Here is a 20,240-nt window from a genome sequence, read left to right on the forward strand (position 1 = left end):
AACGTTATATTAAACCTATTATCCAGCATGAACGAAGAAAATCGTCTACAAAATAATCCTCAATGGGAGGAAGAAGAGACTTCCATAGATTTCAAAGCGTTGTTTGATGCATTGAAAAAGCATTGGAAGAACTATGTCATCTTTATTTCGGCATCAGTCATTCTTGGTGCTGTTTATGCGCTGTCACTGCCTGCTTATTATGAATGTCAGGTAACGTTAGTGCCTGAACTGTCGCTGAACGGAGGGGCAACCAGCTCGTTTAGTTCAGTTGCTTCATCTTTTGGGGTGAAGCTTGGAAGTAGTGGAAGCAAGGACATTGATGCCATTACGCCAAATCTCTATCCTGATTTGATGAACTCTGTTGATTTCAAAGGCAGTCTGTTTGACATCAAGGTGCATCGTAAAGACAGCCATAAGATGATGAATTATTATGATTATCTGCTCTATTATCAACAGAAACCATGGTGGATAAAGCTTTTTTCCGGCAAGGATACCATTAAGAATGAGAAACTCAATACATTCATGTTGACCAAGCAGCAGACGGCAATCATGAAGGCAATTCAAAAGAATGTATCATGCGATGTGGATGAGAAAACGGGCGTCATTACTATTAATGTGACCGATCAGGACCCGTTGATAGCAGCTACTATGGCTGATTCTGTGCAGTCACGCCTACAGGAATTCATCACGGAATATCGTACGAACAAGGCACGGAATGACTTGGAAAACATCAAGAAACTGTGCTCGGAAGCTAAGCATCGCTATGAGAAGGCGCGCCAACTCTACGGTTCTTTCAGTGACAGTAATCAGGACTTGATACTTGAGAGCTTGCGAAGTAAGCAGGAAGACCTTGAGAATGACATGCAATTACAGTTCAATACATACAACGCTTTGGCGGCAAACTTGCAGGCATCCTATGCGAGAGTGCAGGAAGTTACGCCTGCTTTCACGACGCTTCAGAGTGCTACTATGCCCATTGAAAAGGCTGGCCCGCAAGGTAAGAAGATTGTTCTGTTGTTTGCTTTCATTGCATTTTTCGGTGTGACAATGTATGCCTTATGGAAAGAAAAGCAATTGAAAATGTTGTTGGGAATGTAGAAATAACAGCTAAGAACATAGATAAAATTTCACATTGGAAATGCATTCTACTGAAATTCTCTTTTTGATTGGCTTCGTTGTCTTTATTGCAGCCATCCTCATATTGGACATGTTGGTTATTGATCGCAAGGCTCATGCCGTGTCAATCAAGGAAGCCGGCACTTGGACTCTTGTCTGGATAACACTCGCTTTGGCCTTTTCTGCTTTCCTTTGGTTTTATGGTGACCTCGTACATGGCATTCATAACTTCGACGATTTGCAGGCCGTTGCATCGCATTATGCCACACATCTCAAACTCAACCCTAACGATTTCGAAGGCAGTTTGCAGCATTATCGCCATTATATGACCATTTCCTATATTTCCGGTTACCTTATAGAGAAGACCTTATCTGTGGATAATCTCTTCGTCATGATGATGATATTTACCTCTTTCGGCGTAAAGAATACAGAATATCAGCATGTGCTCAATTGGGGTATTCTGGGGGCAATTGTCTTGCGTTTCGTGTTTATCTTTGCCGGTGCAGCTATCATTCAGCGCTTTGATTGGGTGTTGTTGGTCTTCGGAGTCGTATTGGTTTACAGCGCATATAAGATGTACCGTGACCGCAATAAAAAAGAATCTATCAACGTAGAGCATCATCCTATGGTGCGTTTCCTGTCGAAATATTTCCATGTTTACCCTCGTTTTGACGGCGATAACTTTTTTGTTCGTGCGGTAAAAAAGGGGAATGACTATGAATTGGTAGGCAAAGGAATGAAAGGTTTGCTTTGTATGACTCCGCTTTTCGTGACGGTTCTCGTGATAGAATTCAGCGACTTAATCTTTGCTTTCGATAGTATTCCGGCGGTTTTCTCCGTGAGTCTCGACCCTTATGTGGTCTTCTTCTCCAACATTTTCGCTATTCTTGGCCTGCGTGCCATGTTCTTTTTGCTGGCTGCCATAGCCGACAAGTTCCGTTATTTGAAGTCAGGTGTCAGCTTTTTACTGTTGTTTATCGGAGTGAAACTCCTCATACATCATTATGTAGAGATTGATGCCCTGTGGTCACTCGGTGTCATTGTGGCTGTCTTAGTGATAAGTATTGCAGCGTCTTTGATTATAAAACCCGCTGCTCATCCTGCCCAAGAGAGAGATATTGAAGCCCGGCATAAGGAATAAGCATATAGCTTTTGTGATAGAAACCGTATAGGAAAAGCCCCCGATACACATTGATGTCGGAGGCTTTTTCCATGAAATGAGTATTCCGAAAGCAAGGATTTACTTCAAATCTGTACTCTTTAACCATACGTCCATGCATCCCGTTCCGCGATGATTCCAAGCATAATAGGGGATAAGTGTGAGGTTGAAGTTCTTCAATGTCAGGTTTCCCTCATTGTTTTTCGACAATTCCTGTGCTGCTGTTTGTAAGGCATCAACGCTGAAAAGCTTTCCATCTGCTTCGGTGTTCCTGATTTTATAATCCTTGATGAGATTGAAGACGGCATTGTTCTTGATGTAAATCTGATTGGTTTTCATGCCGTTATTATCAGCGCTTTCAGCGCAATAAACCAGTGGTCCACGCTCAACGGCCACGCAACCGCGGTCGTCTGTGATGCGTTTATCGGCCAAAATTGTGCGTGGTTGCATGTCAAGATTCAGCGTAATCACATCGCCCCTCTTCACTTTGTTGATGCGGATATAGCCCTTTTCTGCCTTTTCAACGTTGTAGTTTTTGCCGTTTACTGCAATATTCCAATCGTCTTTTTGCTTGTCGGTAAAACTGTAAAGACCGCCTGGAGTGACCTTACCGCGTGCCCAACCTGGTATGCGAACCAACAGAGATGCATTCTTATTGGTATTTCCTTTGACGCGAATCGCTACCTTTCCATCCCAAGGATAGTTGGTTTCTGTTTCCAGTTTCATCTCCTTTCCGCCTACTTTCACGTTGGTTTTGCTCGCCATGAAGAGGTTCACATAAACGTCGTTGCCTCGTACTGCATAGACATATCCGGGGATAGAAGGTATGAAACGGCTGAGGTTACTGGGACAACAGGCACAGCCAAACCAAGGTTGACGCGTTGTTGTTCCGTCGGCATTGAACTTGTAAATGCCGTCAGCAGAAAGTGGATTAGGGTAGAAGAAGCGTCCGCCATCAATGCTCATACCGCTGATAACACCATTATATAATGTGCGTTCCAAGCAGTCTATGTATTTCGAATCACCGTGGAGCATGAACAATCTCATGTTAAGATAGCACTGTGCAATGGCGGCACAGGTTTCATTATAGGCCGTCAGGTTGGGCAGTTCGTAATCAGCGCCAAAGGCTTCGCCGTTATGTCGTGCGCCAACACCGCCTGTCAAGTAATACTTTTTGCTTACGATGTTGTCCCAAATGCGGTCAATAGCTTTGATATAGGCACTGTCTCCAGTGAGTGCAGCGATATCCGCCATGCCGGCATACATGTAGCCTGCACGTACAGCATGACCCCAAGCTTCGCGTTGTTTGACAACAGGAATATCGCTTTGAGAATACTGATTGCGGATAGTTGTCTTGCCTCTGTAGTCTAAAAAGAACTTAGCTTCATCGAGATAATGCCTGTCTCCCGTTGCAAGATAAAGCTTGGCAAGTCCCATTTCGGCTATTTGATGACCGGGAACAACGCAGGCTTGACCAGGATTTGGCCCCACTTCGCGAATCACGCAGTCGGCATATCGACGTGCAATATCAAGAAACTTCTTCGAGCCTGTGGCTTGATAATGGGCTACGGCAGCGTCAAGCATGTGGCCAAGATTATAGAGTTCGTGACTCAAGTCTTCTACTTTTTCCCAGCGTTTTTTGCCCGACCAAGGGTGCGGACGCATAGGATTCATCGTTCGTGCCGTGTAGAGATAGCCATCGGTTTCCTGTGCTTTAGCCACAATGTTGAGTACACTGTCAATGTAGTTCACGAGTTTTTTGTCGGGAAAACTCTGTAACATGTAGCTTGCACCCTCAATGGTTTTGTAGACATCGGTATCGTCAAAAGGAAAGAGCATGAACTTCTCAACGCTGTATTTATCGCTGGGGTGGGCGGCTTTCTCAAAGTTTTCGTAGCGGTGTTCGCTTTTACATTTGCTGAAAGCCAATGGAATCGTCACTTCTTTTGCAGCTCTCACGCGGTCGCCAAAGAATGAACCTGGTGTGAGAGTAACGCTTGTGAAAGGCACTTGCTGATAGGGATAGCCACTTATGGAAGGTTGCCCCATGGCTCCACAAGTGGCTGCTGAAGCCATGATTGCGATGAGTAGTTTCTTTTTCATGATGCGTTTTAGGGTTTAAGATGATTGTTTTAATGTGGCAAATTTATGATTTTCTTTTCTTGAAAACGATTAAGTGTATATTGAATAATCATTATTTTAAATAATTTAATATCTTGGGCTGTTGTTTAAGTTGAAATCTCTTATGGTTTTATCGTTATTGAATTATTATGTAGGTAGGATAATTTTTTATTATAATCAACAGGGTGCTGTGGCTTGGAAAGCCACAGGACAGGAGTAATGTGAGATTGTTTTAATTCATAATGCACAATGCATAATGTATAATTTTTAATGTGGAATGAGGAATGTTGAATTGAATTTAATTCATAATTCACAATGCATGATGCATAATTTTTAATGTGGAATGTGGAGTGTTGAATTGTAATTAATTCATAATGCACAATGCATGATGTATAATTACGAAGTGAGTTAAAACTAATTTCCTTGCAAATTAGCTCTCCCCTCCTTGGGAGGGGCTGGGGGAGGCTCTGCAAGTTAGCTCCCCCCTCCTTGGGAAGGGCAGGGGGAGGTTACGCAAGTTAGCTCTCCCCTCCTTGAGAGGGGCCAGGGGAGGTTCCGCAAGTTAGCGCTCCCCTCCTTGGGAGGGGCAGGGGGAGGTCCCGCAAGTTAGCGCTCCCCTCCTTGGGAGGGGCAGGGGGAGGTCCCGCAAGTTCGGTCTCCCCTCCTTGGGAGGGGTCGGGGGAGGCTTTGCAAGTTAGCGCTCCCCTCCTTGGGAAGGGCCGGGAGAAGTTCCGCAAGTTAGCTCTCCCCTCCTTGGGAGGGGCTGGGGGAGGCTCCGCAGGTTAGTTCTCCCCTCCCTTGGGGAGGGGCAGGGGGTGGGTTCTTGTTATTTTCTTTTACAAATGCTTTCGCAGGAAGGGGCATGCTGAAAAATAAAAGCGTTACGGGCGGAAATACGCGAGTTTTGAATGAGTTTGTAAAGTATTGTCAATCAGTTGATTATAAAAAACAACAGGAGAAGCAGCATAACATGATGTTGATAAACAGTGTGATTTGCGTCACTTTGTCGTGCAATGTGATGCAAGTTGCGCGGTCACTTGATGCAGATAGTGGACTGATTTGATGCAGAATACATGATGTTTTGACGCAGATTGGCATGTGAAATGCCGATTTTGAAGTTTTCATTCGCTTTATTTTGTTATTGAAAGTCAATTTTCAGCGTTTATTTTCTCCAGATGATGAAAATGAAACGACGTGTTTTTTAGCCAATAAACTTTACAAAATCGACTTTCAGGAACACTGGAAAAGTGTTGTCGGAAAAGGCAGGCTGTCACTTTTGAAAGCTGAAACGAGCCACTTGAATCTTTCTTTGAACTACACAGAAAAACCCATTTTGTGCATTTTTTTTTGGTATTCTTGCCCGAAAGACGTAACTTTGCAGCGGATTTAAAAATAGAAAATTATGGCATACAACTTATTGAAAGGAAAGCGCGGTATTATTTTCGGTGCGCTGAACGACATGTCAATTGCATGGAAAGTGGCAGAACGTTGTGCTGAAGAAGGCGCATCTATTGTGCTGAGTAATACAGAAATGGCACTCCGTATGGGTACGCTTGACGAACTTTCCAAGAAGATTAATGCGCCAGTGATTGCGGCTGATGCCACCAATTACGATGACCTTGAGAATATTTTTGTAAAGGCTCAAGAGATGTTGGGCGGTAAAATAGACTTCGTACTCCATTCCATTGGTATGAGTCCTAACGTGCGCAAGCACCGCACTTACGATGACCTCGATTATAATTGGTTGAACAAAACGCTTGATATTTCTGCGATTTCATTCCATAAAATGCTTCAGGCAGCCAAGAAGGTAGATGCTATTGCTGATTATGGTTCAGTCGTTGCACTGACTTATGTGGCTTCACACCGCACGTTCTTCGGCTACAATGACATGGCTGATGCCAAGAGTTTGCTGGAGAGTATTGCACGTAGTTTCGGCTATATCTATGGTCGTGAGAAGAATGTTCGCATTAATACCATATCGCAATCTCCTACGGAAACAACGGCTGGTAAGGGTATAAAAGACATTGATAACATGATGGATTTTGCCGATAAGATGTCGCCTCTTGGCAATGCTACAGCCGCAGAATGTGCTGATTATTGCGTTACTTTGTTCAGCGATTTGACGCGCAAGGTGACTATGCAGACGCTGTTCCATGACGGAGGTTTCTCTAATATGGGTATGAGTTTGCGTGCAATGAACCAATATAGCAAGGCATTGGACGATTATAAAGACGAGAACGGAAACGTTATCTACGGATAAATTCAGTTCCAATAAGCCGTATATAATAAGGTGGAAAATCAGAAGCCGCAGCTCTTTCCTTAAAGGATTGAACTGTGGCTTCTGTTGCGTTTTCTCACACTGATGCTTTCGAAGGAAGTATGGGTGTAGGGTTTTGATAGGGCATTGAATAAAAATTATCGCCATGAAAAAGAAGATTGCATTGGTATTGTCAGGTGGTGGAGCGCGTGGATTTGCGCATATCGGAGCCATTGAGGAACTGGAAAGCAACGGATATGAAATCACTTCGATTGCCGGTTGCTCAATGGGAGCACTCATAGGGGGTATGTATGCTGCTGGAAAACTGCCCGAAGTGAAAGAGTGGGTGTTGGCACTTGACCGCAGAAAAGTGCTTTCTTTGGTTGACTTCTCATTGAGTTTGACTCATTTGGTCAAGGGCGATAGGGTGATGGATGCCTTGAAAGAGATTGTGCCCGACGTCAATATTGAAGACCTTCCCATTCCTTATACGGCTGTTGCGACCGATTGGAACAGCGGAAAGGAAGTTGTTTTCGATCATGGAAGCCTTTATGATGCCATTCGTGCCAGCATTTCAATCCCGCTGTTTCTCAATCCTGTTAGGCGTAAAGATATGTTGCTTGTGGATGGCGGATTGGTCAATTCATTGCCTTTGAATAGGGTCGTGAGGCAGCCAGGTGACTTGCTCTTTGGCATCAATGTGAGCACTCATGATTATCAAGGCGAGCTTCTTATGCAGCAGTTTATGGAGAAAAAATTGCTCAGTAAGTCAATGCCAGCGGTTATTATGAACCGCATTATCAAGCATTTTGATGGTGTCAATGTCAATTATGTCACGTTGTTGATGCGCACTATCGCAATTATGCTCGAACAAAATACACGTCAACAGATCTTAATCTCACGTCCCGACCTTGTTGTCCAGGTGCCGATGAAACGCTATGGTGTCTTTGATTTTGACAAGGCTGCAGCGATTTTACAGATAGGAAAGCATAAAACTTCTCGTGCATTGAGGCGATTTGAACACATGAAACAACCGTTGTGGCGACGTTTGTTACAGCAATATTGGAAGATAAAAGAATGAAATCGGCTGATGATTAAATCTTATCGATGCCGCGTCGGGTATTTATTTTGAGGGCTTTGAATTGTGTAGGTGTCATGCCTGTGACACTTTTGAATTGACTGCTTAAATGAGAAACGCTTGAGTAGTTCATTTGAAAGGCAATCTGAGTGAGGCTCATTTGGTCATAACGTATCAGCTCCTTGACACGCTCAATGCGCTGTTCGATGAAATAACGCTCAATAGTCTGCCCCGTAACTTCACTGAAAAGTTTGCTCAATGCGCTGTAGTCGGCGTGGAGTTCTGATGCGAGATAATCACTTAGGTTGAAGTTTGTAGAGCTCTCACGATAGTGTACAAGCTGGATTATAGCAGTCTTGATTTGCGCTATAGTCTGGTGTTTGCGGTCGTCAAGAAGTTCAAAGCCCAGAGCTTCAAGGTCGCCTTTGAGTTGCTTGTACTGTGTTTCATTGGGCTTTTTCTCAATATGTACTTCGCCAAGTTCTACGGAAAGCGGTTGCATGTTGTTATCGCGCAGCACCTTTTCTACGGCCATCTTGCAACGATCGCACACCATATTCTTAATATACAAGACTGAATTCATCATTTCACAAAGTTACAAAAAGAATGCGAAATGATGCATTTCAAAGTATAAAAAAAGAGACTTAGCATTGCTAAATCCCTTTCATTGAAGTGGGTGGTGATGGATTCGAACCACCGAAGGCATAGCCAGCAGATTTACAGTCTGCCCCATTTGGCCACTCTGGTAACCACCCGTTACATCGGTGGGCGTTGACGGATTCGAACCGCCGACCCTCTGCTTGTAAGGCAGATGCTCTAAACCAGCTGAGCTAAACGCCCTTAACTTGTAAGGCGGGTGCAAAAGTAGACAATTTATTTTAACGCTGCAAGTTTTGCAGTTCTTATTTTACAAAATTTAAGAATAAAGCAAGTGATTAGACAACTTGCTTCTTGTTTATCGGCATGGTGTGGCATCATAACACCGCGTTAGGCTTGTTCGCGCCTGACAGCTTGTGTTTCATTGCGCAGCCATTCACGTTCCTCGGCATTCAAAAGCGGTGAGAGAGCAGTGTAAACATATTCATGGTAGGTATTGAGCCAAGCAATCTCTTCATCGGTCATCATAGGGATGAGAATTGGAGTTGTGTCAATTGGGCAAAGCGTTAGGGGTTCCATGCGAAGGAATTTGCCGAATTCTGTCTCCTCATCTGCCGTTATGAGTAAGGTGTTTTCAATACGAACGCCGAAACGATTTGACAGATATAGCCCTGGTTCATCGGTCACCGTCATGCCTGCATGCAGTGGAGCGGGCTTGTATTCCATGCGTATTTGATGAGGCCCTTCATGCACATTGAGATATGAACCAACGCCATGTCCAGTGCCATGGAGGAAGTTATAGCCTTCACGCCATAGGGGTTCACGGGCTAAAGCATCGAGTTGTGTGCCACTGACTCCATCGGGAAAACGAGCTAATTCAAGTTGGATATGCCCCTTTAATACTATGGTGTAGACGCGTTTCTGCTCTTCTGTGAGAGGGCCAAGTGCAATGGTTCGCGTGATATCCGTTGTGCCGTCTTGATATTGGGCGCCACTGTCGATGAGCACAAATCCATGGGGTTCGATAGCAATGTCTGTCTCGGGAGTGGCTTCGTAATGTACAATTGCACCATGATGTTCGTATCCAACGATGGTATCGAAAGAACTATCACGGAACAATGACTGTTGACTACGCAGGTATATCAGTTTCTTATCCAATGAAATTTCAGTTTCATGACCAGCCTTTACAGCGGGTATGAGCCATTTGAGAAACTTCACCATGGCTACACCGTCACGTTTCATTGCATTGTGAAAACCTTGGATTTCTGTCTCATTTTTCACTGCTTTCATCTCTGGTATGGGCGATGTTGTCAGCACAACTGCTGCTCTTCCTTCTTTCGCACAGGCCACTAAATAGCTGTTGGTCTCGTTAGGATCAAGCAGAATGTTATAGGCAAAGTAGTCCCGTTTAAGATATTTTCCCACCTCATTATAAGGGAGAACCTTAATGGAAAGCATGGCAAGATAGGCTGAAACTTCAGATGTCAGCTTGTCGTTATCAACAAAAAGTGTTGTCTTTTCATGCTCAATGACAAGATAACTCACGAAAACCGGGTTACAATGCACGTCGGTTCCACGCATGTTCAGTGTCCAGGCAATATCATCCAAGGCCGACATCAGCATGCCGTCACAATGTTGTCGGCGCAGGGCTTGACGTATTCTGTCGAGTTTCGAGGTTGTAGTTTCACCGGCAAACTCAAGAGGTTGCAATTCAATTTTATGCTGGGGAATGGCCGGCCGGTCGTTCCAAATGCGAGCCAGTGGGTCGAGATTGAGCCGCAAAGTCATGCCTCCCTGGTGGCGGAGTTCGGCTTTCAAGGCTTCTGTCTCAGCATAACAGCTCACTGTTCCGTCAATACCCACCTCGCTTCCTGAATCGCATTGCTGTCCAATCCATTCTGCAATGGTAGGCGTTCCGTCTACTTTGAGCCTCATAAGTTGGTATTCTGATCCTGCAAGTTGTTGCTCGGCAGCCAGAAAATAGCGCGAATCCGTCCACAAGGCAGCACTTTTCAGTGTGACAACGGCCGTTCCTGCAGAGCCGTTGAAGCCTGATATCCATTCGCGTCCTTTCCAATGTGGGGCCACATATTCACTGTTATGAGCATCTGTGCTTGGGAAGATGAAAGCTGCGATATGCTCTTGTTGCATCACTTCGCGCAATGCTTCCAATCGTTGGTTAATTGTTTCCATGTGCTTTGTTTTGCTAAATCGACATGACAAAGATAAAGTTTTTAAGAATTAACAACAAATAATCTCTTGGATAAATACATTGAATCATGGATTTTTTACTAACTTTGCGGTTGGACAAACCATAGAAATCAGATTTCAAAACAAAACAATATTAATTACAATTATGAAGTATTTAACGAATGACAAGCTGGTTATCGTCGGCGCAGGTGGTATGATTGGTTCTAACATGGTACAGAGTGTATTGATGCTCGGGCTTACTCCTAACATCTGTCTCTACGATATTTTCGAGCCAGGTGTACACGGAGTATATGATGAGATGGCTCAATGTGCATTCCCTGGTGCTAATCTTTGCTACACCACTGACCCTGAAAAGGCATTCACCGGTGCTAAGTATATCATCTCATCCGGCGGTGCTCCACGCAAGGAAGGCATGACTCGTGAGGACCTTTTGAAAGGAAACTGCAAGATTGCTGCCGAGTTTGGTGACAATATCAAGAAGTACTGCCCCAATGTAGAGCATGTGGTTGTCATCTTCAACCCTGCAGATGTAACCGCTTTGACAACGTTGATTCACTCTGGTTTGAAGCCAAGTCAGTTGACATCTCTTGCTGCTCTCGACTCAACTCGCTTGCAGCAGGCACTTGCAGAGGAGTTCGGTGTACAGCAGGATAAGGTTACCGGCGCACACACTTATGGCGGTCACGGTGAGCAGATGGCTGTATTTGCTTCTCAAGTAAAGGTAGATGGCAAGCCATTGGCAGAGATGAAGCTTTCTGATGAGCGTTGGGAAGAGATTAAACATCACACAGTTCAGGGCGGTTCTAACATCATTAAGCTCCGTGGTCGCAGCTCTTTCCAGAGTCCGGCATATAATGCTGTGAAGATGATTGAGGCAGCTATGGGTGGCGAGAAGTTCACTTTGCCGGCTGGTTGCTATGTTTGCAACGACAAGCTTGGCTTTAAGAATGTCATGATGGCAATGCCGACAACGATTGACAAGACCGGTGTTCACTTCACAGAACCTACGGGAACCAAGGAAGAAATGGACGGTTTGCAGAAGTCTTACGAGCATCTTTGCAAGATGCGTGACGAGATTGTTGAGCTTGGTATTGTTCCTTCTGTTGACAAGTGGAAAGAAATGAACCCAAATCTCTAATCGGATTTAACGATTAAAACCTATAAAAGGTTGGAAGAGGAAGCCTGTCAAGGCTTGTTCTTTCAACCTTTTTCCGTTTCATCTGCCTTGGAGTGGTCAGGAAGTTAAGAGGAAATCAGTGTTGAATAATGTTGAAACCGTATGATGATGAAAGGCATCTTGTGCGGTTATTGCTATGGGGAAACTGCTATATTCTCATCTGAAAGTTTATAAATTCGAATTTACCTTCCTTCTGTTTTTGTAAATATTGTTATCCTGTTTTTAACATTTCAAGACCCTACCAAATAGAAATGAAATGTCGCTTCCAATGTGACTGTAAAGCCATTTCTGCATAAAAGTGGAGTGATTTCATGCCTTCGATATTCTCACTTCAGCCTTCTTGCTTCGCTATCTCTGTCACTTTACCTCGCAAAGTGACTGAAATCATCACGCATTTTGACGCAGATTGCAAGCTGAAATGACGCAAATCGCAAGTATTTTCAATGTCACTAAGTGCTTCAAAAAGCATCAAACAAGATAACCATTTGACAGTCAACACTTTGCCGAAACGCTTCAAAACTCACGTATTTTGAACAGGGAGAAATGATTTTTCAAATACGCAAGCTATGCAAGGGCAATTGTAAACATCCTTGAAAAGCATTAACACATCTTTCGCTATCATTCATCATACAGTGCCAAGGAATGGAAGAGCGCATGCAAGTAAAGCTTTCAAACCGTGAAACCTCTATCGAAATCGAAATGAAAACAAGCTATACTTTCACCTTATCTGCAATAAAACAGAATTGAATGCAACAAATCCTAAAATACAATAAGATAGAAACGTTTCTGCTTTCTTTTTATTACTTTTGCACGCAAGAATATTATTGATCATGTAATGGATAGGGTCTTTCATCATCAGTTCACGCTTGTTGCCAAGTGTGCCATTGTTTTATTCACGCTATTTTCACTCTGGTGCTTTTGGCACATGATGCCTTTTGCGGGCTTTATCACGGCAATCTTTGTCGTGTTGATCATTGAGCGCGTGCTCCATACCACCTATACTTTCATGCATGATGACCAGGGGAACGACATCCTGCGCATTGACCGTGGACGCCTTTCACGCCACAAGGACATTCGGGTTGCCGACATCGTGAAGGTGATTCCCATGCAAACGGCCTTCGGAGCAAGTCGTTATCTGCTCGTGAAATACGGCCCCAACCGACTCATCAGTCTGCAACCGGACGACCAGAAGGCTTTCATGAGCGAACTAAAGAAAAGACAATGAAGAATTTGAAATATCTGTTTCTCCTGCTTTCAATGCTTACTTTGCCTGCATTTTCGCAGATAGAGAACGAGACAATAGAAGATAATGACGAGAGTGATGTAGCTGATTCGGCGATGATCAGCCCGCTTCCGGATGACACGATAGCCCTACCGTGGCCCCAAAGTGTGCAAAACAAGTTAGCAATACTGCTCAGAAGCGACCTTCTCAAGACCTCACAAGTGGGCTTGATGGTCTATGATCTTGATGCCGACAGCACTATCTTTGCCTTCAACGAGCACCAACTGATGCGTCCGGCAAGCACGATGAAACTCGTCACAGCAATTACAGCAATTGACAGATTAGGTGGAGATTATCAGTTCAAAACCGAGCTTTGCTACACCGGAAAGATTGAAAACAACAAGCTTGTAGGCGACATTTACTGTGTAGGAGGCTTCGATCCACGCTTCAACACCGATGATCTCAATGCCTTTGTTGAAGCTATCCGCAAGATGGGTGTCGACACTATCGAAGGGCATCTCTATGCCGACTTGAGCATGAAAGACACAAAACAGTATGGAGAAGGCTGGTGTTGGGACGACAAAAACCCCGTACTGACACCGCTACTCTTCAGTGGAAAAGACATCTTCATGGCGCGTTTTCTCGATGCACTCGTAGCACATGGCATCTATGTTGATGCCAATATAGACGAAAAGCGCAAGCCCGCTGATGCCTTTTGTATCGTCAACCGATTTCACACTATCGACCAAATTCTGATGCGTATGCTTAAGGAAAGCAACAATCTTTATGCCGAAGCAATGTATTATCAGATAGCTGCAAGCACGGGAAACCACCCTGCTTCGGCACGAAGTGCACGCGCTGTGGAGCGCCGTTTGGTTAATAAAATCGGATTAGATGCGTCACGATATAAGTTTGCTGACGGCTCTGGGCTTTCTCTCTACAATTATGTCAGCGCAGAATTAGAAGTGAAAATGCTGCGCTATGCCTACAAAAACGAGAACATCCGCCACCAACTGATGCCTGCACTCCCTATAGCAGGCATTGACGGAACATTGAAAAAACGAATGAAAGGAAGTTTTACGCGCGACAATGTAAAGGCTAAGACGGGCACACTTACCGGCATCAGCAGTCTTGCCGGCTATTGTCAGGCAGCCAATGGACACACTCTTTGCTTCGCCATTATCAATCAAGGAGTGATGCACGGACGTAATGGCAGAGCCTTTCAAGACCGTGTCTGCACCATACTTTGTGCCCCCAACTGATTTATAATGTAATTTCTTCGACAGTCTTCACAATGGAGTCACCGGACGGCAGACGATAGAAACCAACGCGAACCACGTGCCCAAAGTCTGCATTTCCCTGCACTTTGATGTGGCGTGCCTTGGAGAAAACGGCGGTATCGCGCTTGCTTGGGTAGGAAACCAATTGCAACTGCTGCTTCGTACTGCCGTCACCCACAAAGAAAATATCCGTGCTGTCAACCGTCGAATTCATAGCCGAGGTGTCGGCTGATGCGTGCAACGACTTGGCCTTCTGACCGATTGTAGGGTCGAATTCGTTAGCTGCTACGGTGTCACCGGGATTGTCTTCACGCGCAAAACGGCATGAAGTAGACACTGACATGGCTGCCACGCTGCACAAAACAAATAGAAAAATCTTCTTCATATCGCTTGCAAAATTAGCAAAAAATTATGAATATATCCAATAGCATCCTTGAGAAAGAAAGCCCACAAATAAGAGAAATGTTCACTTTCTGGGCACAACGAATGCACTGTGAGGTGGATTTCTGGCCGCTTGAAGACGACATTGACGTGCACACAGAAGGTCATTGCGAGCGCGTTTTGCTGCATGCGCTTCGGCTTGCCAACATGCAGAAGCTGCGCATAAGAGCCACAATTGCACTCTGTCATGCCGCGATATTCCATGACACCCGACGCAAAGACAACTATCTCGACAAGGGACATGGCGAGCGGGCTGCCGAATATTACAAAGCATTCTGTGCGGAACATGCCGACATGCACTATCTTCCCGAGGCCTATGCTGCTATCCGTTTCCACGACCAAGACGACATTTTGGGCGATGCCTATATTCAGAATGAGGGCAAAGATGAAGCTCCTGCATGGCTCACGGTATATCATGATTTCAAGGATGCTGACGCACTTGACCGTTACAGATTAGGTACATGGTGTCTTGATGCGAATTATCTGCGCTCGCAGGAAGCTAAGGAAATGATGCCTTTCGCGCTCGATTTAGTTCATCAAACCATTGATGCCGAGACACTGAAACGCACGTATGCACTGACCGAACCATTCAAAGACCGCTTCAAGAAGCCGTAGAAGCGCATCTGTTTTTCTCTGCCAAGACCACTTTAATGTCGCCATAGGTGACCTCACTTGGGCATAATTCCTTAATGGTTTTCATGTCGACGGTGGTTCTAAGCTTATGAATGGCACCGTTAACAGCCTCATAACGTTCCTTTCCTATAATGTCGACAGCCTCGAGTTCGCCCTGTTCGACGTAATAAGCCAAATGGTTTTCAATCGTTGCAACAGTCAGACTGCGAGCCACAGCGATATCTCCAACGGTCTTTCCTGCATCAAACATGCGACGCGAAACAAGCTTAGTGTCTTCCCGTTTGGGCTTTGGAGCCGCACTTTCTGACTTCGATTTGCGTCTGCGACGTGGGCCATTAGCCTGCGGAGCCACCTCATCGAGTGCATCAAGAAAGGCTGTCTGGCGCATTTTCAGATAGCAACCGACATCAAATCCGCGTTTACAGACTTCATCAAGCAAGTAGTGTTTGGTGAGATAAGCCAAAGAGAGATCATCAAAAGTGGCTTGCAAACGCTCGGCACCATGCTTGTTTTCAATCTTTATATCGCGTGTCTGGGCTATCAACGGACGTATATAGGTATTAAGTGTTGCATTGAAATAGCCTGCACTTCGCTTCACTCTGTCGAGAAAAGCGCCCTCTGTCAGCTGGTCATAATTAGATTGTTGGATGACCGAAAGCCATTTCATGGCAACGCTTCCTACCTGCTTTTGCAAACTGTTGAGCGTCGACTTATGGAGCAAAGTGAGTTTCGGATAGGCATGGAGCCACTCTACCGCAGCCCTGCAAAGACTCTCTTGAGCACGCAGAATATCATGGAAACTGAAGAGTTCTACCAGCAGTTGCTTGTAATAATCTTGCTTGTAAAGTTCCAAAAGACCTATACTTCGACGAGCTTCTTCCTCTTGTCGCGAGATATAATCATTCACCCGCTGGTCATTAATGATAGCTTTTTCGTCAATACGAGAGGCAAGAACAAGTCCTTCAAGAGTCTTGCAACGGCTCAAGGCCACGTAGACTTGTCCCGAAGCAAACGACAAACCGGCATCTATAATGGCATGTTCGAAAGTCAGCCCCTGGCTCTTATGAATGGTGATTGCCCATGCCAATCGCAGCGGATATTGCCTGAATGAACCTTGAACATCAGGCTCTATCTCCTTTGTTTCCTTATTAATGACATAGCGAGTATTCTCCCATTCCTGCACACCTACAGTGATATCGAAGTCATCTCCGGGGCAATGTACGATAATGTTTTCCTGATCTATGCGCTTCACTCGCCCTATACGACCATTATAATACTGTCGAAGAGGTGAAGAATCATTCTTCACAAACATCACCTGTGCACCCTTCTTGAGTGTCAACACCTCGTTCGTGGGATAGCTATATTCAGGGAAAACGCCATTGATTTCAGCCTTGAAGTCGAACGAAGGCGTTTGAAGTTGCGCCAATTGACTGTCATTATAATGGTCAGCCATGGCGTTATGAGTTGTCAATCTGATATAGCCTTGGTCTGCATCAGGATGGAAATCAGGATGAAACCGAGCATTCAGTTGCTGCATATCTTCAGCCGTAGGACGCCCTTCTCTCACATGGTTCAGGAGATGAAGAAAGCCAATATCCTGCTGTCTGTAAACGTGTTTGAGTTCTATGGTGACGTAGGGTATCTGAGAAAGTGCGTGACTTCCAAAGAAATAAGGGGTCGAATAATGAGGCTTCAACATGCCGGCATCCTCCTCAGTTACTACCGGAGTGAGCTGTTGGAGGTCGCCCATCATGAGCAGTTGAACGCCACCAAAGGGTTTCATAGGGTTCTTGAAGCGACGCAACACCGAGTCAATCGCATCCAAAAGGTCGCTTCGAACCATACTGATTTCATCGATAATGAGGAGGTCAAGCGTTCTGATGATGTTCCGTTTTTCCTTAGATACCCCATATTCTCCCTTGACAATGGTATTTGGAATATAAGGAGAAAAGGGCAATTGAAAGAAAGAATGAATGGTCACTCCACGCGCATTGATAGCTGCAACACCTGTAGGTGCAACCACAACCAACCGCTTTTGGCTTTTCTCCACTACGTTTCTAAGGAATGTAGTCTTACCTGTTCCGGCCTTTCCCGTAAGGAATACGCTCGTACCTGTATGTTCCACAAACTCCCAAGCCTGCTCAAGTTCGACATTCGTCTGCATCATGTTTCGCACTGATTAATTTGGTTTCCACAACATTATACAGTTGGATTTATCCCTACAAAGATACTCTTTTTATCTGAGAAAAATTGTAACTTTGCACGAATATGAAGCAAAACATCTCGCTTTTCACTTCGACTTTACTCGCCTGGTATCGCACAAACGGACGCAATCTGCCGTGGCGCAACACGCAAGATCCCTATGCTATCTGGCTCAGTGAAATTATATTGCAACAGACTCGCATTGTACAAGGCATGGATTATTGGCTGCGTTTCATGGAAAAATGGCCTTGCGTAGAAGACCTTGCAGCTGCAAAAGAAGACGAAGTAATGCGCATGTGGCAGGGATTGGGCTACTATTCACGGGCTCGAAACCTGCATAAAGCGGCGCAACAGATAGTTGCCTTGGGGCATTTTCCCAACACTTTAGACGGTATCAAGCGGCTGAAAGGCGTGGGAGACTATACAGCTGCGGCCATTGGAAGCTTTGCTTTCGGTCTTCAAGTGGCTTCCGTCGACGGCAACTTCTATCGAGTTCTGTCGCGATACTTCGGTATCGACACGCCTATTAATACCACTGAAGGCATTAAACTCTTTGCTGCACTGGCCCAAGAACATTTACCTCAAGGGGCAGCTGCCGACTATAACCAGGCCGTAATGGACTTCGGGGCAACACAATGTACGCCAAAAAGTCCGCAATGTGAAGTTTGCCCGTTAGCTGAAACATGTGTAGCAAGACGCGAAGCACGCGTAGAACAGCTGCCCGTGAAACTCAAAACAGTGAAGATTAAGACACGACATCTCGCCTTATATTATATAAGGTGGAACGGAATGACAGCCATTCACAAGCGTGGAAGCGGTGATATCTGGCAGGGACTGTGGACAGTTCCCGAGGCCGAACACCTCACTTCGGACCTCTGTTCGACTGCCATTCTGCTACAAAAGGATGTGAAACATGTGCTCACTCATCGTATCATCCTTGCCGATTTCTATCTTCTTACACCGCAACAACAGCCCACTTTGCCTTCAGATTTCATCTGGATAAAGGAAGAAGAGATAGAGAACTATGGCATACCGAGGCTGATGGAGAGGTTATTGAGCTTTTCAAAAGGCTCTTAAAACCCACGCTAACCTTCCCCAAGGGAGGGAGTTTGAACGGCAAAAGATTTGCTCAAACTTGACAAAAGGAAACAGATTGAAACTCAAAAAGCGGTACTCTGCATCGCAGAATGCCGCTTTTTATGGTTTCACATACTTAAACTTTGTCGGAAAGAAAAGTTCAGTAAACTCGCAAGTTCGCCCTTCTCTCCTTTGGAACCGTAGGTTGCTGTTCGTTGAGTGAGTGCAACAAGGAAAGCAAAGGACAGGGGGAGGCTTCCTATTTGAACTCTTTTCTAATATTCTCCGCTATTTCTTGAAATTCCTCTTCGGTGAGTTTCACATGATGTTTGAAGTCAACATCAGCTTCACTATTCATTGGAAGCAAGTGGATATGAGCATGATTTACCTCAAGACCGAGCACAACCTGTGCCACTTTCTTACAGGGGAAAGCTGCTTTAATGGCACGAGCTACCCGCTTGGCAAACACTTCAAACTCGGCCAACTCATCATCATCCATGTCGAAAATATAGTCAACCTCCCTGCGAGGTATAACCAAAGTGTGTCCCTTTGTGACGGGGTCAATGTCGAGAAACGCATAGAACTTGTCGCTTTCGGCACATTTGTAGCTTGGTATCTCCCCTGCTGCAATCTTTGAAAACACGGTACTCATATCTTTTTCTTTTAAGGAATTAAGCGTTATTTACACATCAATACTGATCTTATCAATACGTAGTTTAATGGTGCCACGAGGTATCTTTACCTCAACGATTTCGCCCTCCTTGTGGTTCAACAGACCCTGTGCAATCGGCGTTTTAATGCTGATCTTGCCCTGCTTCAAGTTTGCTTCGCTCTCACTGACAATAGTATATACCATCTTAGCCTTGGTTCCCATGTTGGTCATCTCTACCTTAGACATAATCTGAACGGCATCCGTGCTGAGACGAGACAAGTCAACTATCTTCGCTTCAGCAATGGAAACCTTCATCTTATTGATTTTATCCTCGAGATGAGCCTGGGCTTCTTTGGCTGCATCATACTCTGAGTTCTCACTTAAGTCGCCTTTATCGCGGGCTTCAGCAATTGCGGCTGATGCCTTAGGACGCTCTATTGATTCAAGCCGTTGGAGCTCTGCTACAAGATTATCGTAGCCTTCTTGTGACATGTAAGCCATAATCTTTCTTGTTTAGTTAATTAAAATTGAACGCTGAAAGAGTAACCAAAAAAATAAGAACCCCGACAAAATGCGCCTGTCGGAATTCCAAATCCTTATTTCACTCTCTGTGTTTTATCTGGTGCAAAGATAGAGATTAATTTTGAATAAAACAAGTTTTTAAGCTTCTTTTGCGTTAAGATGAAGGCTGAAAACAGTTTGTTTGCGTACACACAATTGATATAAATCAATAAAAACAAATATTAAATCATTTTATGCCTACTATCTCTTGACAAGCATTGAAATTAGAGATATCTTTGCAATGTGTTTTTCATAGTATTAGATTTAAGGTTAACAAAGGTTGGGACTCGGCGGAGCCCCTTTTTTTATGCAAGTCAGTTTCAACCGTTTCTATACAGAAAAAACAAGTCCATTGAGATTTATCTTTATTATAATCAGCGGGTTCCTGTGGCTTAGAAAGCCACAGCACTGTTAGTAATGTGGAATGTTTAATGAGGAATGTTGAATTGTATTTAA

At 44.6% G+C, this 20,240-nt stretch carries 16 protein-coding genes and 2 tRNA genes; 9 read left to right on the forward strand and 9 right to left on the reverse strand.

Annotated features, from left to right (window positions below):
• Positions 1-27 precede the first annotated feature (27 nt).
• Together EL210_RS01210 and EL210_RS01215 are read left to right on the forward strand one after the other, a co-directional pair.
• Positions 28-1,098 (forward strand): GumC domain-containing protein, encoded by a 1,071-nt coding sequence (locus tag EL210_RS01210; RefSeq protein ID WP_018919417.1) that lies wholly within the window; start codon positions 28-30, stop codon positions 1,096-1,098.
• A gap of 40 nt (positions 1,099-1,138) precedes the next feature.
• Positions 1,139-2,257, forward strand: a complete 1,119-nt coding sequence (locus EL210_RS01215) for a TerC/Alx family metal homeostasis membrane protein (protein WP_018919418.1) — start codon at positions 1,139-1,141, stop codon at positions 2,255-2,257.
• Positions 2,258-2,356: 99 nt separating this feature from the next.
• On the opposite strand, the gene EL210_RS01220 is transcribed toward EL210_RS01215, so the two are convergent.
• Positions 2,357-4,378 (reverse strand): glycoside hydrolase family 127 protein, encoded by a 2,022-nt coding sequence (locus EL210_RS01220; RefSeq protein WP_018919419.1) that lies wholly within the window; start codon positions 4,376-4,378, stop codon positions 2,357-2,359.
• A 1,420-nt stretch (positions 4,379-5,798) separates the two neighbouring features.
• On the opposite strand from EL210_RS01220, the gene EL210_RS01235 reads away from it, so the two are divergent.
• Together EL210_RS01235 and EL210_RS01240 are read left to right on the forward strand one after the other, a co-directional pair.
• Entirely contained in the window at positions 5,799-6,656 is an 858-nt protein-coding gene (locus tag EL210_RS01235) for an enoyl-ACP reductase FabI (protein WP_018919422.1), read from the forward strand.
• 163 nt (positions 6,657-6,819) lie between these two features.
• Positions 6,820-7,734 (forward strand): patatin-like phospholipase family protein, encoded by a 915-nt coding sequence (locus EL210_RS01240; RefSeq protein ID WP_018919423.1) that lies wholly within the window; start codon positions 6,820-6,822, stop codon positions 7,732-7,734.
• 13 nt (positions 7,735-7,747) lie between these two features.
• Here the strand turns inward: EL210_RS01240 and EL210_RS01245 are convergent, their stop codons facing one another.
• The 4 genes from EL210_RS01245 to EL210_RS01260 form a co-directional block, all read right to left on the reverse strand.
• Positions 7,748-8,317 (reverse strand): helix-turn-helix domain-containing protein, encoded by a 570-nt coding sequence (locus EL210_RS01245; RefSeq protein ID WP_018919424.1) that lies wholly within the window; start codon positions 8,315-8,317, stop codon positions 7,748-7,750.
• An 87-nt stretch (positions 8,318-8,404) separates the two neighbouring features.
• Positions 8,405-8,486 (reverse strand) — tRNA-Tyr (locus EL210_RS01250).
• Between the two features lie 10 nt (positions 8,487-8,496).
• Positions 8,497-8,571, reverse strand: a tRNA-Val gene (locus EL210_RS01255).
• 147 nt (positions 8,572-8,718) lie between these two features.
• Positions 8,719-10,521, reverse strand: coding sequence for an aminopeptidase P family protein (locus tag EL210_RS01260; protein ID WP_018919425.1), 1,803 nt, complete (start codon positions 10,519-10,521; stop codon positions 8,719-8,721).
• 163 nt (positions 10,522-10,684) lie between these two features.
• On the opposite strand from EL210_RS01260, the gene EL210_RS01265 reads away from it, so the two are divergent.
• The 3 genes from EL210_RS01265 (at position 10,685) to dacB (ending at position 14,200) form a co-directional block, all read left to right on the forward strand.
• Positions 10,685-11,677 (forward strand): malate dehydrogenase, encoded by a 993-nt coding sequence (locus EL210_RS01265; RefSeq protein WP_004377430.1) that lies wholly within the window; start codon positions 10,685-10,687, stop codon positions 11,675-11,677.
• A gap of 874 nt (positions 11,678-12,551) precedes the next feature.
• On the forward strand, positions 12,552-12,941 hold the full coding sequence (locus EL210_RS01275; protein WP_018919426.1) for a PH domain-containing protein: 390 nt from the start codon (positions 12,552-12,554) through the stop codon (positions 12,939-12,941).
• Positions 12,938-14,200, forward strand: coding sequence for a D-alanyl-D-alanine carboxypeptidase/D-alanyl-D-alanine endopeptidase (gene dacB, locus EL210_RS01280; RefSeq protein ID WP_018919427.1), 1,263 nt, complete (start codon positions 12,938-12,940; stop codon positions 14,198-14,200). Before EL210_RS01275 ends, dacB begins: the two co-directional genes overlap by 4 nt.
• A 1-nt stretch (position 14,201) precedes the next feature.
• Here the strand turns inward: dacB and EL210_RS01285 are convergent, their stop codons facing one another.
• A complete protein-coding gene (locus tag EL210_RS01285; protein WP_018919428.1) occupies positions 14,202-14,603 on the reverse strand; it encodes a hypothetical protein in 402 nt (133 codons plus the stop codon).
• 26 nt (positions 14,604-14,629) lie between these two features.
• Here EL210_RS01285 and EL210_RS01290 point away from each other — a divergent pair, with 26 nt between their 5' ends.
• Positions 14,630-15,274, forward strand: a complete 645-nt coding sequence (locus EL210_RS01290) for a hypothetical protein (protein WP_018919429.1) — start codon at positions 14,630-14,632, stop codon at positions 15,272-15,274.
• Here the strand turns inward: EL210_RS01290 and EL210_RS01295 are convergent.
• A complete protein-coding gene (locus EL210_RS01295) occupies positions 15,261-17,456 on the reverse strand; it encodes a helix-turn-helix domain-containing protein (RefSeq protein ID WP_025879700.1) in 2,196 nt (731 codons plus the stop codon). The two genes, EL210_RS01290 and EL210_RS01295, sit on opposite strands and share 14 nt — an antisense overlap.
• 104 nt (positions 17,457-17,560) lie before the next feature.
• Here EL210_RS01295 and mutY point away from each other — a divergent pair, with 104 nt between their 5' ends.
• Positions 17,561-18,571 (forward strand): A/G-specific adenine glycosylase, encoded by a 1,011-nt coding sequence (gene mutY / locus EL210_RS01300; RefSeq protein WP_018919431.1) that lies wholly within the window; start codon positions 17,561-17,563, stop codon positions 18,569-18,571.
• A gap of 259 nt (positions 18,572-18,830) precedes the next feature.
• Here mutY and EL210_RS01305 read toward each other — a convergent pair whose 3' ends face one another.
• On the reverse strand, positions 18,831-19,223 hold the full coding sequence (locus tag EL210_RS01305; RefSeq protein ID WP_018919432.1) for an HIT family protein: 393 nt from the start codon (positions 19,221-19,223) through the stop codon (positions 18,831-18,833).
• A gap of 30 nt (positions 19,224-19,253) precedes the next feature.
• Entirely contained in the window at positions 19,254-19,724 is a 471-nt protein-coding gene (greA, locus tag EL210_RS01310) for a transcription elongation factor GreA (RefSeq protein ID WP_004374466.1), read from the reverse strand.
• Between the last annotated feature and the right edge of the window lie 516 nt (positions 19,725-20,240).

This window comes from Segatella oris (genome assembly GCF_900637655.1).
Lineage (GTDB): Bacteria > Bacteroidota > Bacteroidia > Bacteroidales > Bacteroidaceae > Prevotella > Prevotella oris.

Bases quoted from the DNA above. Each gene is read 5' to 3' on its own strand.
- EL210_RS01210 (WP_018919417.1), top strand. From the start codon at position 28: ATGAACGAAGAAAATCGTCTACAAAATAATCCTCAATGGGAGGAAGAA.
- EL210_RS01215 (WP_018919418.1), top strand. From the start codon at position 1,139: ATGCATTCTACTGAAATTCTCTTTTTGATTGGCTTCGTTGTCTTTATT.
- EL210_RS01220 (WP_018919419.1), bottom strand. From the start codon at position 4,378: ATGAAAAAGAAACTACTCATCGCAATCATGGCTTCAGCAGCCACTTGT.
- EL210_RS01235 (WP_018919422.1), top strand. From the start codon at position 5,799: ATGGCATACAACTTATTGAAAGGAAAGCGCGGTATTATTTTCGGTGCG.
- EL210_RS01240 (WP_018919423.1), top strand. From the start codon at position 6,820: ATGAAAAAGAAGATTGCATTGGTATTGTCAGGTGGTGGAGCGCGTGGA.
- EL210_RS01245 (WP_018919424.1), bottom strand. From the start codon at position 8,317: ATGATGAATTCAGTCTTGTATATTAAGAATATGGTGTGCGATCGTTGC.
- EL210_RS01260 (WP_018919425.1), bottom strand. From the start codon at position 10,521: ATGGAAACAATTAACCAACGATTGGAAGCATTGCGCGAAGTGATGCAA.
- EL210_RS01265 (WP_004377430.1), top strand. From the start codon at position 10,685: ATGAAGTATTTAACGAATGACAAGCTGGTTATCGTCGGCGCAGGTGGT.
- EL210_RS01275 (WP_018919426.1), top strand. From the start codon at position 12,552: ATGGATAGGGTCTTTCATCATCAGTTCACGCTTGTTGCCAAGTGTGCC.
- dacB (WP_018919427.1), top strand. From the start codon at position 12,938: ATGAAGAATTTGAAATATCTGTTTCTCCTGCTTTCAATGCTTACTTTG.
- EL210_RS01285 (WP_018919428.1), bottom strand. From the start codon at position 14,603: ATGAAGAAGATTTTTCTATTTGTTTTGTGCAGCGTGGCAGCCATGTCA.
- EL210_RS01290 (WP_018919429.1), top strand. From the start codon at position 14,630: ATGAATATATCCAATAGCATCCTTGAGAAAGAAAGCCCACAAATAAGA.
- EL210_RS01295 (WP_025879700.1), bottom strand. From the start codon at position 17,456: ATGCAGACGAATGTCGAACTTGAGCAGGCTTGGGAGTTTGTGGAACAT.
- mutY (WP_018919431.1), top strand. From the start codon at position 17,561: ATGAAGCAAAACATCTCGCTTTTCACTTCGACTTTACTCGCCTGGTAT.
- EL210_RS01305 (WP_018919432.1), bottom strand. From the start codon at position 19,223: ATGAGTACCGTGTTTTCAAAGATTGCAGCAGGGGAGATACCAAGCTAC.
- greA (WP_004374466.1), bottom strand. From the start codon at position 19,724: ATGGCTTACATGTCACAAGAAGGCTACGATAATCTTGTAGCAGAGCTC.